General features: G+C 66.8%; 13 protein-coding genes. 8 read left to right on the top strand and 5 right to left on the bottom strand.

The features are described from left to right. Positions 1-22: 22 nt before the first annotated feature. The 5 genes from mmsB to ABFX18_RS12520 all read right to left on the bottom strand — a co-directional run bounded on the left by mmsB (position 23) and on the right by ABFX18_RS12520 (position 6,712). Positions 23-1,441: a multiple monosaccharide ABC transporter permease gene (mmsB, locus tag ABFX18_RS12540; RefSeq protein WP_211650156.1), complete on the bottom strand. Its 1,419-nt coding sequence runs from the start codon at positions 1,439-1,441 to the stop codon at positions 23-25. Then, positions 1,438-3,027, bottom strand: a complete 1,590-nt coding sequence (mmsA, locus tag ABFX18_RS12535) for a multiple monosaccharide ABC transporter ATP-binding protein (RefSeq protein ID WP_346058683.1) — start codon at positions 3,025-3,027, stop codon at positions 1,438-1,440. The genes mmsB and mmsA overlap by 4 nt, the downstream gene beginning before the upstream one ends. Before the next feature lie 79 nt (positions 3,028-3,106). Next, positions 3,107-4,135 (bottom strand): LacI family DNA-binding transcriptional regulator, encoded by a 1,029-nt coding sequence (locus ABFX18_RS12530; RefSeq protein WP_346058490.1) that lies wholly within the window; start codon positions 4,133-4,135, stop codon positions 3,107-3,109. 62 nt (positions 4,136-4,197) lie between these two features. Next, complete coding sequence (locus ABFX18_RS12525; protein ID WP_090146852.1) at positions 4,198-5,898, bottom strand: DNA repair helicase XPB; 1,701 nt, start codon at positions 5,896-5,898, stop codon at positions 4,198-4,200. A 64-nt stretch (positions 5,899-5,962) separates the two neighbouring features. After that, the gene (locus ABFX18_RS12520; RefSeq protein ID WP_346058489.1) at positions 5,963-6,712 is read right to left on the bottom strand and encodes a GntR family transcriptional regulator; all 750 of its coding nucleotides are present in this window, start codon (positions 6,710-6,712) and stop codon (positions 5,963-5,965) included. Positions 6,713-6,927: 215 nt separating this feature from the next. On the opposite strand from ABFX18_RS12520, the gene ABFX18_RS12515 reads away from it, so the two are divergent. The 8 genes from ABFX18_RS12515 to ABFX18_RS12480 are packed head-to-tail and all read left to right on the top strand — an operon-like array spanning position 6,928 to position 17,640. Beyond that, the gene (locus ABFX18_RS12515; RefSeq protein WP_346058488.1) at positions 6,928-8,016 is read left to right on the top strand and encodes a substrate-binding domain-containing protein; all 1,089 of its coding nucleotides are present in this window, start codon (positions 6,928-6,930) and stop codon (positions 8,014-8,016) included. A 40-nt stretch (positions 8,017-8,056) separates the two neighbouring features. Beyond that, on the top strand, positions 8,057-9,544 hold the full coding sequence (locus ABFX18_RS12510; RefSeq protein WP_346058487.1) for a sugar ABC transporter ATP-binding protein: 1,488 nt from the start codon (positions 8,057-8,059) through the stop codon (positions 9,542-9,544). Beyond that, complete coding sequence (locus tag ABFX18_RS12505; protein WP_346058486.1) at positions 9,541-10,512, top strand: ABC transporter permease; 972 nt, start codon at positions 9,541-9,543, stop codon at positions 10,510-10,512. The genes ABFX18_RS12510 and ABFX18_RS12505 overlap by 4 nt, the downstream gene beginning before the upstream one ends. After that, complete coding sequence (locus tag ABFX18_RS12500; protein ID WP_346058485.1) at positions 10,509-11,651, top strand: ABC transporter permease; 1,143 nt, start codon at positions 10,509-10,511, stop codon at positions 11,649-11,651. The genes ABFX18_RS12505 and ABFX18_RS12500 overlap by 4 nt, the downstream gene beginning before the upstream one ends. Beyond that, a complete protein-coding gene (gene lsrF / locus ABFX18_RS12495; RefSeq protein WP_090146864.1) occupies positions 11,644-12,516 on the top strand; it encodes a 3-hydroxy-5-phosphonooxypentane-2,4-dione thiolase in 873 nt (290 codons plus the stop codon). The genes ABFX18_RS12500 and lsrF overlap by 8 nt, the downstream gene beginning before the upstream one ends. Before the next feature lie 46 nt (positions 12,517-12,562). Then, the gene (locus ABFX18_RS12490) at positions 12,563-14,218 is read left to right on the top strand and encodes a glycerol-3-phosphate dehydrogenase/oxidase (RefSeq protein ID WP_346058484.1); all 1,656 of its coding nucleotides are present in this window, start codon (positions 12,563-12,565) and stop codon (positions 14,216-14,218) included. 15 nt (positions 14,219-14,233) lie between these two features. Next, complete coding sequence (locus ABFX18_RS12485) at positions 14,234-15,724, top strand: FGGY-family carbohydrate kinase (protein ID WP_346058483.1); 1,491 nt, start codon at positions 14,234-14,236, stop codon at positions 15,722-15,724. After that, positions 15,721-17,640, top strand: a complete 1,920-nt coding sequence (locus ABFX18_RS12480) for an SDR family NAD(P)-dependent oxidoreductase (RefSeq protein ID WP_346058482.1) — start codon at positions 15,721-15,723, stop codon at positions 17,638-17,640. Before ABFX18_RS12485 ends, ABFX18_RS12480 begins: the two co-directional genes overlap by 4 nt. Positions 17,641-17,644 lie beyond the last annotated feature (4 nt).

Below are 17,644 nucleotides of genomic sequence, written 5' to 3'. Positions count from 1 at the left end.
TTCTGTGATCGTCGAACTCTCGTCAGCGAGAGCCGGGTTCCTTCGTCGCGCTGTCGTCGGCGGCGGGAGGGGTTTGGGAGGAGGAGCTGCGCGGGCCCGGTGCGGGCGGGGCGGCCGGGGGAGCCTCCATGGCGCGGGCGCCGATGGGGGTGGTGTCGATACCTGCGAACTCACCGGGCGGATTGCGCCGTTTCGTGAGGAACCCGAGTACCGATGGGCGGCCCTGCTGCTTGTTGTACGCGTCGATGCCGACGGCGACGAGCAGCACTGCACCCTTCACCATCTGCACGGTGTCGGCGCCGAAGCTGAGCAGTTGCATGCCGTTGTTGAGGAATGCCATCACGAGGCCGCCGATGATCGACCCGATCACGGTGCCGATGCCACCGGAGACCGCCGCCCCGCCGATGAAGACCGCGGCGATCGCGTCGAGCTCCCAACCGTTCCCGTCCTGCGGGCCGGAGGCCTGCGAGCGGGCGACGAAGATCATGCCGGCGACCGCGGCGAGCACCGACATGTTCATCATCACGAAGAAATCGACGCGACGATCCTTCACGCCCGAGAGCTTCGCGGCCTGGCGGTTACCGCCGACCGCGTAGATGTGGCGGCCGAACACCGTGTGGTTCGTCACGAACGAGTAGAGGATGACGAGCGCCAGCAGGATGATGCCGGAGACCGGGAAGCTCGTGCCGGGCCGACCGCTGCCGAACAGCAGTGCGGCGCCGAGAATCACCGCGCAGAGCAGCACGACCTTCACGACGCTCACCCAAAGCGGTGCGCGCTCAGATCCCATCTTCTTCTGCTGGCGGCGCGTGCGCCACTCGAAGAACACGAGCCATGCGGCGGCCAGCACGCCGAGGATGAGCGTCGGCACGTTGTAGGGGATCGGGATCCCCGCGATCTCGGGCAGGTACCCAGCGCCGATGGTCACGAACTCCTTGGGAACGGGAACCGAGATGGAGTCGCCGATCCATTGGTTCGCGCCGCGGAAGAAGAGCATGCCCGCGAGCGTCACGATGAATGCGGGTACCCCGACGTAGGCGACCCAGAGACCCTGCCATGCACCGACGAGGGCGCCGAGGCCGATGCCGAGAATGATGGCCGCCCACCACGGGAAATTCCATTCCGCCATCGATTTCGCGACGACGATGCCGACGAAGGCCGCGACCGAGCCGACCGACAGATCGATGTGACCCATGATGATCACCATCACCATGCCGATCGCGAGGATCAGGATGTAGGAGTACTGCTGCATCACGTTGATCACGTTGCCGGGCGACAACGTCAACCCGTCGGAGAAGATCTGGAAGATGAGGATGATGGCGATCAGGCTGCCGAGGATGCCGAACTGGCGGAGCGTCGATTGCCCGCCGCCGAACATTCCGCGGATGTCTGAGAACCGGAAGCCGTGCTTCTCCGTGGTCTTCGTGTCGGTCGAGGTCATGCGTGCGCCTTCTCGTTCAGCGACGTCATGCTGCGCATGAGCGTCTCGGGTGTGGCCTGGTCGGCCGGGATGCAGTCGGTGATGCGGCCTTCGAACACGGTGTAGATGCGGTCGCAGATGCCGAGCAGCTCGGGGAGCTCGCTCGAGATCACGATCACTCCCTTGCCGGCGTTCGCCAGCTCGTTGATGATCGAGTAGATCTCGTACTTCGCGCCGACATCGATACCGCGCGTCGGCTCGTCGAGGATGAGCAGATCGGGGTCGGTGAACATCCACTTGGCCAGCACCACCTTCTGCTGGTTGCCGCCAGAGAGGCTCGAGACCCCGTTGTTGACGTCGGGCGTCTTGATGCGCAGCGACTTGCGGTACTGCTCCGCGACGGTGCGCTCCTCCCGAGCGTCGACCATGCCGCGATGCGTGATCTTCGAGAGCTTGGCCGAGACCACCGACCGCTTGATCGAGTCGAGGAGGTTGAGGCCGAGCGACTTGCGATCCTCGCTCACGTAGGCGATGCCGTGGCGGATCGCGGCCGGCACATCGGGGACGTCGATCTGGGCGCCGTCTTTCGTGATCGTCCCCGAGAGGAACCTGCCGTAGGAGCGGCCGAAGATGCTCATGGCGAGCTCCGTGCGCCCCGCGCCCATGAGGCCGGCGATGCCGACGACCTCTCCGCGGCGCACGTTGAGGCTCGACCCCTTCACGACGTATCGCTCCGGCACCGTCGGGTGCTGCACGACCCAGTCGCGCACCTCGAAGAAGACGTCACCGGGGTTCGGCGTGCGGTCGGGGTAGCGGTGCTCGAGGGAGCGGCCGACCATGCCGTGGATGATGCGATCCTCATTGATCGTGCCGTGCTGCACGTCGAGCGTCTCGACGACTCGGCCGTCACGGATGATCGTGATGTCATCGGCGATCTGCTCGATCTCATTGAGCTTGTGGCTGATGATGATCGATGCGATGCCGCGATCCCTGAGGCCTCGGATGAGCCCGAGCAGGTGCTCGGAATCGGTGTCGTTGAGGGCTGCGGTCGGCTCGTCGAGAATCAGCAGTCGCACGTTCTTGTTCAGCGCCTTGGCGATCTCGATGAGCTGCTGCTTGCCGACGCCGAGGGCCTTGATGGGCGTATCGGGATCCTCTCGCAGTCCGACGCGTTCGAGCAGCTCGACCGTGCGCGTGCGAGCGGAGCGCCAGTCGATGCCGACCCCGCGGCGAAGTTCGTTGCCGAGGAAGATGTTCTCCGTGATGGAGAGCTCGGGGATCAGGGCGAGCTCCTGATGGATGATGACGATGCCGGCTTCTTCGCTCGCGCGGATGTCGCGGAAGCGCATCTCCCGCCCCTCGACGATGATGTCGCCGGTGTAGGTGCCATGCGGGTAGACGCCGGAGAGCACCTTCATGAGCGTCGACTTGCCGGCGCCGTTCTCGCCGCAGATCGCGTGAATGGTGGCCGGCCGCACCGTGAGCGACACGTCGGAGAGCGCCTTCACGCCCGGAAAGACCTTCGTGATGTCGTGCATCTGCAGCACGGGAGCCGGCTCTGCCTGCGTCGTCGCTGGTTCCACTTGATTGACCTCGCCGTCATCCATCTCGCCACTCGTGTGACCGTTCACATCGTGGAACATGTTACGCCGCGTGTCAAGCCGTTGTCGGCTGATTACAGAATCGTTACCGTCGCATTGCGGGGGAGGTTGTGGATTCCCGCACGATCAATTCAGGGCTCAGCAGTTCGAACTCCGGATCGGGCTGCTGCTCGATGGATGCGAGCAGGTGCATCACGGCCCGGCGGCCGAGTTCCGCGAAGTCCACGCGCACCGTGGAGAGCGTCGGCCAGGTGTGCGCGGCGACGGGAATGTCGTCGAACCCGATCACGCAGACGTCGTCAGGCACGCGCACCCCGGCATCGCGGAATCCGTGCATCAGACCGATCGCCATCAGGTCGTTGGCGGCGAAGATCGCGGTGAAGTCGCGCCTCTCCGACAGTTCGCGACCCGCGAAGTACCCGAAGTCGGCGGTCCAGTCGCCCCGGATCGGCGGCAGCGTCGACAGATCGGCCTCGAACATCGCATCCAAGTACCCGTGCATGCGCGATTCTGCTTCGATCCAGTCCTGCGGGCCGGCGATGTGCAGGATGTCCTGATGGCCGAGCGCGACCAGATGCTGCACCGCCATGCTCGCCCCCAGCCGCTGGTCCGATGCGATGCTCTCGGCTGTGCCGCCCGCTCCCGTGTGCAACGAAGCGACCGGAACCCGCACTCCGAGCCCGCCGATGACGTTGAACACGCGCACCTGGGGGGCGAGTACGATGATGCCGGCCACTTGTTCGTGATCGAACTGACGCACCGCCTCGCCGATCGCCTCCGGCGAGGCGTCCGGAAGGTTGAGCGTGCTGATCGAGAAGCCGCGCTCCCGGGCGACGCGCTCGATCGCGACGATCGCCGACGTGGTGCCATACTCGCCGATCGTCGCGGAGAGGATGCCGAGGACATTGGGACGCGACGAGGCGAGCGCCCTCGCGGCCTGGTTCGGGCGGTAGTCGAGGGTCTGGATCGCCGAGAGCACCCGCTGACGCGTGTCGTCCCGGATGCTCGGGTGATCGTTGAGCACCCGAGAGACGGTCTGATAGGAGACGGCGGCGAGGCGCGCGACGTCGCGGATGCTTGCCGGTTTGGCCCTCGCCTCTCCGTCTCCGGACATCAGGGCCTCCGCGGTGAAACTCGAATGTGTACGTTCACATTAGTGTACGCGCGGGCCCGCCCTCACAGCTGATCTGCGTCGAGAATCGTGTACGCGTACCCCTGCTCAGCCAGGAACCGCTGGCGGTTCTGCGCGAAATCCTGATCGACGGTGTCACGGGTGATCAACGTGTAGAACGACGCCGTGGCCCCGTTCGCCTTCGGGCGCAGCAGACGCCCCAAGCGCTGCGCCTCCTCCTGGCGGGAACCGAATGATCCCGAGATCTGAATCGCGACCGAGGCATCGGGGAGATCCACCGAGAAGTTCGCGACCTTCGACACGACGAGGATCTTCTCCTCCCCGTCGCGGAAGGCCTGGAACAGGCGTGCTCGCTCATCGACGGGAGTCTGCCCGGTGATCAGGGGTGCGCCGAGCGCCTCCGACATCGACTCGAGCTGATCGATGTACTGCCCGATCACGAGCACGCTCTCGCCGGGATGACGGTCGATGATGCGGCGCGCAACGGGCTGCTTGATGAGCGCGCTCGACGCGATGCGGTAGCGATCCTGATCCTCGGCCACCGCGTAGTCCATGCGCTCCGCCTCGCCGAAGTCGACGCGCACCTCGAAGCACTCCGCAGGCGCGATGAACCCCTGCGCCTCGATGTCCTTCCAGGCGGCGTCGTACCGCTTGGGGCCGATCAGGCTGAACACATCGCCCTCGCGGCCGTCCTCGCGCACGAGCGTCGCGGTGAGCCCGAGACGGCGGCGCGCTTGCAGATCCGCGGTGAGCTTGAAGACCGGCGCGGGCAGCAGATGCACCTCGTCGTAGACGATGACGCCCCAGTCCTCCGCGTCGAGCAGGGACAGATGCGCGTACTCGCCCTTTCTGCGGCTCGTGAGGATCTGGTACGTCGCGATGGTGACGGGCTTCACCTCTTTCACCTGCCCCGAGTACTCGCCGATCTCATCCTCGGTGAGCGTGGTGCGACGCAGCAGCTCGTCCCGCCATTGCCGCGCCGATACCGCATTCGTGACCAGGATCAGCGTCTTCGCGCCGACCGCTGCCATCGACGCCGCGCCCACGATCGTCTTGCCCGCCCCGCAGGGCAGCACCACGACGCCCGAACCCCCGCGCTGGAAGGCCTCGACCGCCTTCGCCTGGTAGTCGCGCAGCTGCCAGCCGTCCTCTGCCAGCGAGATGTCGTAGGGCTCACCGGGGCGGTACCCGGCGAGATCCTCCGCCGGCCACCCCCGGGCGACCAGCTGCTGCTTCAGCTCTCCGCGCGCCCACGCCTCCACCGGGAACGTGTGCTCGTCGATGCGGTTGCCGAGGAGCGGGGCGATCTTCTTGGCGCTCGCGACCTCGCGGAGCACCATCGGATCCTCCGAGCGGAGCACGAGTTGCGCGGGTGCCGCCTCCTCGGCGGCAGCCGCTGCCGAGTCGCCCGCGGGATCCACCGCGGCGTCGCCCGCGACCTTCGCGCGCTCGATGGTGAGTCGCCCATAGCGGCGCATCGTGTCGGCGATCTCGTTGGCGACACCGCTCGGCACCGGAAACTTGGCGTACTGGTTCAGCGTCTCGAGGATCTCGTCGGACGTGTGCCCGGCTGCCCGCGCATTCCACAGCCCGAGCCGGGTGACCCGGTAGGTGTGGATGTGCTCCGGGGCGCGCTCCAGCTCGGCGAAGACCGCGAGCGCGTGCCGCGCGTCTTCGGCATCGGGATGGGCGACTTCGAGGAGTACGGTGTGGTCGCTCTGCACGATGAGGGGGCCGAGAGTCATAACCAGCAAGTCTACCGCGCATCGCTGGGCCGCCGGGGCCGCGGGCGCTGGTCGGGCGGTCGCGCTAGCGGATACCCACGTAGAAGCGGGTCTCGTCACTGCGGTGCAGTGCGCGGTAATGCTCGAAAGGATCGCCTTCCGCGTCCCAGGCGATCGATTCGATCGACAGCACGGGTTCGCCCGGCGGCAACTGGAGGAGTTTCGCATCGGTGTCATTCGGGACGACGGCGGCGATCCATCGATCAGCGCCGTTCGGGTGTACGCCGAAGTGACGTCGAAGATGGTCGTAGAGCGATTGGTTCTCCAGGTTGGCGCGGGCGAGATTGGGGAAGCGATCCAGGGGCAGCGTGGTGTCGACGAGCAGCCACGGCGTCGTGTCGACCAATCGGATGCGACGCAGTCGGAGCACCCGGTCGCCTTCGGAGATGCGCAGAGCATCGGCCTCGGCGGCGCTCGCCGCAGCGGTTCGGGAATCGACGACTTTGGTGGTGATGAGGCGGCCGGTCGCCTCCAGGTCGGCGGAGGAGCCGGTCATCGAACCGATGAACTTCAGGTCGGGGCGGCGTGGGGCGACGAAGGATCCCCGGGCGCGCACCTTGTAGATGAGCCCTGCGCGCACGAGGTCGGCGAGCGCCTCTCGCACGACCGTGCGCGAGACCAGGTAGCGATCGATGAGCTCGTTCTCAGAGGGAAGCGCCTGATCGGGCAGGAGACGCCCCGACTCGATCTCGTCGCGGAGTCTGCGCGAGAGCTGTTGCCAGAGCGGCGCGTCGGCGGAGCGATCGAGCGCCGTGAAGCGTGGCCGCTGCTGCATGGGACTCCTCTGGGTGATCGGGTTCTTCGAGCGTACCGTCTGGTCTGATCTCGGCGGAGTTGACAGCCTCCGGGCGCCTCCGTAATCTAATCACTACCAACTTGTCATTACGAGTTGGTTACGACCACATTGCGGATGGCACGAGCCGTCCGAGGTGCCGGGAGTCGCGGTAGAACCGACGCGATCGCAACGAAGCGAAACAGGAGACACAGACAATGAAGTTCACAACCAGACGCCGGCACGTCGGTGTATTCACCGCACTCGTCGCCACCGCACTCGCGCTCTCAGGGTGCGCGGGCCCAGGAGCCGCGGGAGATCAGAACGGTGATGGCGCCGAACCCGAAGGACTCAGCGTCGCGCTGTCGAACGGGTTCGTCAACGGATGGCGCCTCACGCTCATCGACAAATTCGAATCCGAAGCAGAGAAGCTCAAGTCCACCGGTGTGGTGTCGGAGTACTCGGTGGTCAACGCACCCGGCGAGAACAGCGCCACCGAGCAGGCGTCGCAGATTCGCAGCCTCATGCTGCAGAACCCCGACGTGCTCATGGTGATCCCCGCATCGTCGACCGCCTTGGTCCCGGTCATCGAGGAGGCGTGCTCGGCGGGGATCAACGTCGTCATCCTCGACGCCGACATGGACACGAGCTGCGGTGTCGTCGTGCGCAACGACTACGGACAGTGGGGCGAGGACTCGTTGATGCCGGCGCTCGAAGCGATCGACGGAGCAGGCGACATCATCGTCAACCGAGGCGTGATCGGATCGCAGCCAGAAGAGCAGTTCCACGAGCGGCAGATGGAGATCCTCGCGGAGTACCCCGACGTCGAGGTCGCCGCAGAGGTCAACGGATTCTGCGACTCGGCGACCGCGCAGAAGGAGATCGTGGGGATCCTGGGGTCGATGCCGGATATCGCTGCAGTGCCGGGATGCATCGGCGGAATGGGTGTCGTGCAGGCCTTCGAATCAGCCGGACGCGAGGCGCCTGTCGTGGTCTTCGACACCGATGGTAAATCGCTGTCGTTCTGGAAGGAACGGGGCATCGACAACGGATCCTTCGCCGCCCTCACGGATCCCGGTCAGGTCGTCGCCGCGATGTACGTCGCGCTCGCAAGGGAGCGCGGTGAGGAAGTCCCTGAAGACGTCGTGCTGCCGTTGGTGCAGGTGACGCAGGACAACCTCGACTACTGGGTCGACGCCCTCTCCGCCGATGAATACGCGGCGAATGCCTGGGACGAGGAGTCGACCGGTGCGGCGATCACGGCACTGCTGGCCGGAGAACCTGCGGAAGCTCCGGCCCTGCCATGAGCGCCGAAGATCGAGCTGGACGGAGGCGAGACCGGTGACCATGCTCCAGCAGACGGCCAGACCAGTCCCGGCGCACGGGAAGACGCTCGTGAAAGCGACTGGCCTCTCCAAGCGCTACGGCAGCACCCACGCACTCAGCGGCGTCGATGTCTCCGTCGCCGCGGGCGAGATTCTCGGCCTGGTCGGCCACAACGGAGCGGGCAAGAGCACGCTCATGCGCGCCCTCGCCGGGCGTGAGGCCGCCGATGCCGGTCAGATCGACTGGCACGGGGGAGGTCCGTGGAATCAGCGGACTGCGGAGCGCAATGGAGTGCGCATGGTGTACCAAGAACTCGCACTGTGCCCCGACCTCACGATCAGTGAGAACATCGCTCTCTCGAGCCCGACCGCGACGGGCTTGCGCTGGCGTGCCCGAGCGGAGCGCGTGCTCGTCGAGACCCTCGACCACGTGTTCCCCGATCACGGGATCAACATCATGCGGCTCGCCGGCGACCTTCCCATGCCGCAACGCCAGATGGTGGAGATCGCGCGCGCGCTCTGCACGCCCAATCTCACCCTGCTCATCCTCGACGAGCCGACCGAATCACTGAGCCTCGATGCGACCAGGCAGATGTACCGCGCTTTGCGCGAGCTTGCGGCGCGAGGAGTGGGGATGGTGCTCATCTCCCACCGAATGCAGGAGGTTCTGGAGCACACCGATCGCATCGCCGTGATGCGCGACGGCCGCGTCGTCGAGATCGTCGAGACGGGCGACACCAGCGAAGAACGGCTGCTCGTCGCGATGGGCGGCGAGGTACGAGCCGACACGGCGACGATGCACCGGATCGAAGACGCCGACTCCGGTGGTGCTTTCACTCGCCGGGAAGTTGCTGCCACCCAAGCGTTCGAGCTTCCGTTCTCCGTCGCCAGCGGCGAGATCGTCGGTCTCGCCGGTCTCGCCGGGCATGGGCAGGAGCGCCTGCTCCACCGCCTGTGGTCGGGAGGGCGGGGCATCGCCGTCGCAGCGCGCCGCGCCTATGTCCCCGGAGATCGGCAGTCGAGCGGAGTCTTCCCGCTGTGGTCTGTGGCCGAGAACGTGACGATATCGGCCACTCGCGAACTCTCGACATTCGGCGTGATCTCAGCCGCTGAGCGGAAGTCCGTCGCAGAGGACTGGGTGCAGCGGCTGCACGTGAAGGGCGGCTCCCGCGCTTCGATCACCGCGCTGTCCGGCGGCAATCAGCAAAAGGTGCTGGTCGCACGAGCCTTTGCGAGCGATGCACCGCTCGTGCTCCTCGATGACCCGTTCCGCGGAGTCGACGTCAAGACGAAGAACGAGCTCTATGCGCTCATGAGAGTGGAAGCTTCCCGCGGACGCTCGATCGTCTGGTATTCGACGGAGAACGGTGAGATGGCCCACTGCGATCGGGTCTACGTCTTCCGGTCGGGCGCGATCGTCAGCGAGATCACGGACACCGAGATCACCGAGGAACGCATCATCGCCGATTCCTTCGGTGCAGATCCCCGCAGCTCAGAGGAGCAGAGATGACTCAGACGACGGTACTCGTGCCATCGAGCAAGGAACGGCTGCGCGCGGGCGCCAGGAACGGGTCGCCGGCGCTGCTCGCCCTCGTTGCCCTTGTCGGCATCTTCATTCTCACCGTGGTGCTGCAACCCGGCGTACTCAGTGTGCCCGGCCTCACGCTGACGCTCATGTCGTCGGTGCCGCTCGTCTTCGCGGCCCAGGCCCAGATGATCATCATGAGTGTCGGTGACATCGATCTGGGCGTCGGATACCTCGTCGGTCTCGTCACGGTCATCGCCGCGAGATTGCTGACCGAGCATCCGGTGCTCGCGGTGCTCGCGGTGCTCGCCGTCTTCGCGGTCTACGCCGTGATCGCCGCTGTCGTGCAGCGTCGGGGCGTGCCGTCGATCATCGTCACACTCGGCATGTCGTTCGTGTGGCTCGGCATCGGTCTCTCCCTCAGCCCGACGCCGGGCGGCACCACGCCGGGATGGCTCGCCGCGCTCTCCCAGTGGCGGCCGAGCTGGATACCCGCGCCCGTGCTATTCATCGTCGTGGCGACGCTGCTCGGCTGGGTGCTCACCCGGCGCGCGAAGTTCGGAACGCGGATCCGAGCCCTCGGATCCCAGGCGGCGACCCTCGAGAAGGCCGGCGTCTCCCTGGTCGCTACACGCGTGCTCGCCTATGTGCTCGCCGCCGTGATGATGGTGTTCGCCGGCCTGCTGCTCGCCTCGCAAACGTGGTCAGGCGACATCAACGCGGCCAGCGAGTTCACGCTCATGACGATCGCGGCAGTGATTCTGGGCGGGGGATCGTTCTCGGGAGGCCGAGCGCTCCCCATCGGCACCACGCTCGGCGCCATCACCCTCGGAATGATCACCGTGCTGCTCAGTCTGATCAATCTTCCTTCCAGCCTGCAGTCGGCGGCTCAGGGAGCCATCGTGCTCGCCGTGCTCGCCGGCCGCATCATCACGGAGAGGCTCGCCCGATGAATCTGCGCCTGACCCGACGCGTCCCTGCGACCGGCACTGCAACCGCTGGTGAGCGCAAGAGCCCGGTGTTCCGATGGCCCGCCTGGGGATGGTCGCTCATCGGAGTGCTCGTGGTCTGGGGGATCATCATGAGCGTGCGACCGGGAGCGCCGCTCGATCCGATGATGCAGGCGCTCTCCCTCGCCCCGTTCCTCGTGCTCGTGGCGCTCGGGCAGATGCTCGTGATCACGCTCGGACCGGGCAACATCGACGTCTCGGTCGGAACGATCATCTCGATGAGTTCCTACGTGTCCGTGGCGATCGGTGCGACAGCCGGACCGCTCGCGGGAGTCGCGGCCGCCGGTGCTGCCGGGATCGCGGCCGGTGCGGTCAGCGTCATCGCGATCCTACTGCTACGAGTCCCGCCGATCATCGCGACGCTGGCGACCAGCTTGATCGTGACGAGCGCGACCCTGCTCCTCGCGGACGCGGCCAGGGGCGGCGCCGATGCATCGCTGCGCGCGTTCGTCAACGCGAAGGCGCTCGGAGTGCCGGTACTCGCCATGATCGTCGTCGGCTTCTCCGCCTTCATCTGGTTCCTGCTGCGCCGCACACGCCTCGGTCTCTCGGTGATCGCCGTCGGGCAGAGCGCCCGTGCCGCTGAACGCGCCGGGTTGCCCGCGCGTCTCGTCACCGCGGCGGCGTATCTGCTGAGTGCCGGCCTCGCGGGCACCGTCGGCGGACTCCTCGCGGCGTTCATCTCACCGAGCACCGTACTCGGCACCTCGTACATGCTCGACTCGATCGCCGTCGTCGTGATCGGCGGCACGCTCATCGCCGGCGGTCGGCCCGTGGTCATCGGCACCTGGACCGGAGCACTGTTCTTCGTGCTGCTCTCCGGGCTGCTCAACCTCGTCGGCTGGTCCGTCGGTGCCCAGAACGTGCTCAAGGGGGTACTCGTCGTACTGGTCGTCGTGATCGCTTCGACCGCGACAGGAACCGCCCGCTCGACGACACGACGGTTCGCGGCGAGTCTCTCGGGCAACCGATCCGCGGAACCCCTCTCCGTCCCTGCTGATACCACCCATTCCGGCTCCGAGCGCGATCTCGTTGCTGACACGACCGACCATTCACCACAGAAGGAGAAACTCCATGGCTGATCTCGACGACCTCCGCGAAGGCACTGACTACTCGGCGGGCGCTCCGGTCCCGGCGGGCTTCCATCTCAAGGGCCTGGCCGGGCAGGACTGGGGAATGCGGGCCCGCCTCTCCCGGGTGTTCGATCCGAGGGACGGCAAAACCGTCATGCTGGCGTTCGACCACGGGTACTTCCAGGGCCCGACATCGGGTTTGGAACGTCTCGACCGTTCCATCCTGCCTCTCGTGCCGCAGGCCGACGCCCTGATGTGCACGCGCGGAGCCTTGCGGACGACGATCCCGGCGGAGAGCGGAAAGGGCGTGGTGCTCCGCGCTTCGGGCGGCCCGAGCGTGCTCAAAGATCTGTCGGACGAACAGATCGCGGTGTCCATCGATGACGCTGTCAGGCTGGATGCAGCCGCGCTCGCCGTGCAGGTGTTCGTCGGTGGAGAGCACGAGACGCAGTCCATCAAGAATCTCACGACGCTCGTGGACCAGGGACAGGCGACGGGGATACCGGTGCTCGCCGTGACCGCGGTCGGCCGAGACATGGTGCGAGATGCGCGCTACTTCAGACTCTCGACCCGGATCGCCGCCGAACTCGGCGCCGCATTCGTGAAGACCTACTACGTCGAGGAGGGCTTCGAGACGATCACGAGCGCGTGCCCGGTTCCCATCGTCATCGCCGGTGGCAAGAAGGTCGAGGAGCAGGAGGCGCTGCGCATCGCCTACCGCGCAATGCAGGAGGGCGCCGCCGGCGTCGACATGGGCCGCAACGTCTTCCAGTCCGAGCATCCCGCCGCGATGCTCTCAGCGGTGCGCGGCGTCGTGCACGACGGGATGACCGACGCCGAGGCATTCGAACTCTTCCAGACACTCGCACACTGACACCGGTTCCCGAGCGCTCAGCGCCGGGAACCGCGAAAGGGAACTCATGCCCGTCCTCCGAAGCTCCGCCGCACCCGCCGCCGCCGATGTCGTCGTCGTCGGAGCCGGTATCAACGGTCTCGCCATCACCCGGGAGATCGCTCGCCGCGGTCTGCGAGTCGTCATGATCGATCAGGACGACATCGCGGCCCGCACGTCCGCGATCTCAACGCGACTCATTCACGGCGGTCTCAAGTATCTCGAGCGACTCGAAATTCCTCTGGTATTCGAATCGATTCGCGAACGGAACATTCTGCTCCGCACCGCCCCGCACCTGGTGCACCCCTACCCGATGCTCATCCCGTTCTCACGGGGGGCATCGCGACCGGGATGGCTGCTGTCGTGCGGCTTGATACTGCACGATGTCCTCTCAGTGGGCAAGCGGCTGCCGCCGAACCGGATCGTCCTCTCCAAGCGAATGCGCCGCGACTGGCCGACAGTCGCGGCAGGCGGTGTGCGGTGGGGCGGACTCTTCCAGGACGCGCATGTGCCCGTCACCGAGCGATTCGCGGTCGAACTCGCGATCGACGCCTACCGGCACGGAGCGGTGATCCTCACCCACACCCCCGTCCTGTCGTTGCTGCACGGGAAAGACGAAATCGCCGGGGTCGTCTATCGAGACCGTGAGACTTCGGAGGAGCGGCAGCTGAGTGCTCCGCTCGTCATCAACTGCGCGGGGCCGTGGGTCGACGATGTGCTGGCGTTGGAGGGGAATCACCAGCGACGCATCGGGCCGACCAAGGGGAGCCACCTCGTGGTGGATCGCTTTCCCGCTGCGCCGCAGACGTGCATCTTCTTCGAGTCACCGGACGACCAGCGGCCCATGTTCGTACTGCCATGGCGCGACGGAAAGTTCATGATCGGCACCACCGACCTGCCGTACTCCGGCGACCTCGATGACATCGTCGTCGACGACGATGAGATCGATTACCTGCTGCGCGCCGTCAATACGCTGATCCCCGACGCGGAGCTCAGCCCCGCCGACGTGCTCTGGTCGTACTCCGGTGTCCGTCCGCTTCCGTTCTCCGGAGGGACGGCGGACCCGGCCTCGGTCACCCGAGACAGCGACGTCACCGTGCACGACGGTTCGGCGCGAGGGCTGATGAGTGTGATCGGCGGGAAGTACACCACGCATCGGGCGCTCGGGGAGCAGGTGCTGCGCCGCGTCGAATCGGCGTTCGGCATGCGCCACCGTCCGTCCGGCACCAAGACGGCTATGCTCCCCGGAGTCCCTCCGAACGGCGCGGAGCGCCTCCGGGCAGGGCTGACTGCGCGCACCGCGCTCCCCGCGACGGCGATTGCACGCCTCACCGATGTCTACGGGGCCCTGGCGTGGGAGGTGGCCGCAATCGCAGAGGCCGATCCGGTACTCGCACGATGCATCGACCCGTTGAGCGGCGCCATCGCAGCGGAGGTCGTCTATGCGGTGCAGGAGGAAGGCGCATTCACATTGGAGGATGTGCTCCTGCGCCGCACCACGATCGCACTGAATGCGGATGTCGGCATGGGCGCCGCTGGCGCGGCCGCCGAGGTGCTCGTCGAACACGCAGGTTGGGCGCCGGAACGAGCCGCTCGCGAACTGGACGACTATCGTCGGTCAATGCAGCGGTTCTCCCCGCGAGGCAGACGCCTGGGCGCGCCCAGCAGAGAACACGTCGAGTAGGAAGCGGTCGGGTCAATGAAGATCTGCGTAGTGGGTATCGATGTCGGATTGACGACGGCGAAAGCAGCGGCATTCGACGATGCGGGGAATGAGATCTGCACCTTCGCCGCCCCGAACCCCAGGGTCGCCGTGTCGCGCGAGCGCCAGGAGATCGACATGGAGGCGCTGTGGGAGGTGGTGTCCGGCGTGCTGCGTCAGTTGAACGCCCACCTCTCGGCAGCGGGGTGGAGCGTCGCGGCGGTCGGCGCGACGGGGCACGGCAATGGCCTGTATCTCGCCGACGACGATCTGCGCCCAGTTCGTGCGGCGATCGCTTCGACCGACAGTCGGGCAGGACGAATCGTCGCCAGCCTCGACTCCGATGAAGTGGAACAGTGTCGTCGCCTCACAGGGTCGATACCCTGGACCGGGCAGCTGGGGGTGCTGTTGCGCTGGTTGCACGAGCACGAACCCGAGTCGCTCGAACGTGCGGCGTGGGCCTTCAGCTGCAAGGACTGGCTCACGGCCTCCCTCACCGGCGCGCCGAGTGCGGACCTGTCTGACGCGTCGGGCTGCGGTTTGGTGAATCTGAGCTCCCGCGTCTACGAGCCCGCAGTGTTCGACATGCTGGGACTACCCGCCTCGCTCTGGCGCCTGCTTCCCGAACCTCGCCCCTCCGACGAGGTCGTCGGAGCGGTCACGGCACGGGCGGCCGAGATCACCGGTCTGCCGGAGGGAATTCCCGTGGTCGCCGGATGCATGGACTGCGTTGCGAGCCCGATCGGAGCCGGCTCATCAGATCCGGGCGACGTCACCGTCATCGTGGGCACCTGGGCGATCAACGCGGTCGTCGTCCCCGCGACGAGCGAGCCACCCGATGTCACGATCAACGCCTTGCTGCCCGATCCTGACTACATGCTCGCCATGGAGGTCGCCCCTACCTCCGCTGCGAGCGTCGAATGGGCCGCGCAGTTGCTGGGCGCGCGGAGTGCTGCGCCGGTGACTCCACGGGAGTTGCTCGACGCAGCGGGAGAGGTGCCTGCGCTCGCCGACGGCATTCTCTTCCTCCCCTTCGTACACGGCGCGCCGGAGCATCTCGGAGCGTCGGGTACCTTGCTCGGGTGCAAAGGAAGCCACGGCTTCCCCCATGTCGCTCGAGCCGTAGCCGAGGGCATCACGCAGTATCACCGCGTGCAGCTCGAGAAGGTCCTCAGGTGCGGGGCCAGCGTCTCCGAGCGGCCGTGGACGCTCGCCGGAGGCGGAGCGAAGAACCCGCGATGGGCTCAGATGTTCGCCGATGTCGTCGGCAGGCCGATGCGCCGTCAGCTCGACACGGAGCTCGGAGCACGTGGAGTCGCCCAACTCGCAGCGCGCGCGATCGGCGTCGATCCGGATCGCTGGCGAAGCGAGCACGACCATCGCCTCGTCGTGCACCCCGGCGCGGACCGTTCCGCTTACGAGCAGCAGGGCAAGACGTTCGACCGGGTGCTCCGGGCGATGAGTGGGGTCTGGGAGGCCGCAGCATGACAGAGGAACAACGTGATCTCGACGACATCGTCCGTGTGAGCCGAGCATTGGGGAGTGACCCGGCGTTCGTGCTGCACGGGGGAGGGAACACATCCATCAAGACGGTTGGAGCCGATGTCACTGGGGCGATGATCGAGCTGCTGCTGGTCAAGGGCAGCGGTTGGGACCTTGCGACCATCGAGGGGCCGGGCTTTGCACGATTGCGCCGCGATCGCCTGCACCAGCTGCTGCAACTGCCGGTGCTCGATGATGCTTCGATGGTGAATGAGCTGCGCCAGGCCGCACTCGACGCCGATTCCCCGACGGCGTCCATCGAAGCCCTGCTGCACGCCCACCTCCCCGCTCGAGTCGTCCTCCATTCGCATGCCGACGCCATCGTCGCGCTCACCGATCGCGACGTCGTGGAGGGGGAGGTCGCCGCCGCACTGGGCCACGGCGTGCTGGTGCTGCCGTACGTCATGCCGGGGTTCGAGCTCGCCCGTCTCGTCGCCGACAGCGACCTCACCGGAATCGACGCGATCGTGCTGAGCAAGCACGGGCTCTTCACGTTCGCGGACGACTCCGACGCAGCCCTCGAACGCCACCGCTCACTCGTCGCCCGCGCAGCGGCGGCGCTCGGCGTCGACCGCTGGGGCGACCGCGGATCGCGGCGCGGACGCGCAGGCGCGGTCGTCGACGTCGTCTCGCTCCGCAGCGCCATCTCGCGTGCTGCCGGACGCCCGCTGCTCCTGCAGCAGATCGACTCGGAGCGCGCCGCATCATTCTGCAGTCGCCCGGATCTCTTGGAGGCGGCGTCCCGTGGGACTGCGACGCCGGAACACGTCATCTACACGAAGCGCACGCCCCTCGTGGGGCGCGATGTCGCCGCGTACAGTGCTGCGTATCGGGAGTACTTCTCCCGCCATCGGGATCGTGCGGAGCGCTCGGTGACCGAGCTGGACCCCGCCCCCCGCGTCGTCCTCGATCCGGTACTCGGACTGCTGGCCGCCGGTGAGACCGCGCGGGACGTCAGCGTCGTCAGCGATATCGTGCTCCATACGATGGACGTCGTCGATGCGGCCGACGGGCGGGGAGGATTTCAGTCGCTCTCCGAGTCCGAGAGCTTCGACATCGAGTACTGGACGCTCGAGCAGGCGAAGCTCGCGAAGCGACGGCGCCTCCCACTGAGCGGTGAAGTGGCGCTCGTCACCGGTGCTGCCTCCGGAATCGGGCGTGCTGTCGCGAATGCGCTGCTCGCCTCGGGCGCGTCGGTCGTTGGAATCGATATCGCGGAGGAATGGGAGCTCGACGGGTCGCATGAATCTTGGCGGGCCGTGAGCGGTGACGTGCGCGACCCCGAAGTGATCGATTCGGCAGTCGAGCTTGCGAGCCGGGATTTCGGAGGCATCGACATCGTGGTCGCCGCAGCAGGCATCTTTCCGCCGAGCGCGCCGATAGCGCAGCTGCAAGACGAGGTGTGGGATCGGGCGCTCGCGATCAACGCCACGGCTGTTGCGCGCCTGTTCCGTGCCGCGCACCCCGCTCTCGCTGCCGCGCCTCGGGGCGGTCGCGCAGTACTCATCTCGACCAAGAACGTCGCAGCGCCCGGTCCGGGAGCGGCAGCGTACTCGGCGAGCAAGGCAGCCGCGGCGCAGTTTGCGCGCGTCGCGGCGCTCGAGTGGGCCGAGGACGGCATACGCGTGAATCAGGTCGCTCCAGACGCCGTCTTCGACACTGCGATATGGACGCCGGAACTGCTGCGAGCCCGCGCTGAGCAGTACGGGCTCAGCGAATCGGAGTACCGCACGCGGAATCTCCTCCAGCTGGAGGTGACCAGCGCCATGGTGGCCGACGCGGTCCTGAGCTGCTGCCAGGGAATGAACGCGACGACGGGAGCCGTCATCAGCGTGGATGGGGGAAACGATCGGGTGATCTGAGCAG

Source organism: Leucobacter alluvii (assembly GCF_039530485.1).
Classification (GTDB): domain Bacteria; phylum Actinomycetota; class Actinomycetes; order Actinomycetales; family Microbacteriaceae; genus Leucobacter; species Leucobacter alluvii.
Note: the sequence above shows the minus strand (reverse complement) of the source record. Positions and strands in the feature narration are given on the sequence as shown.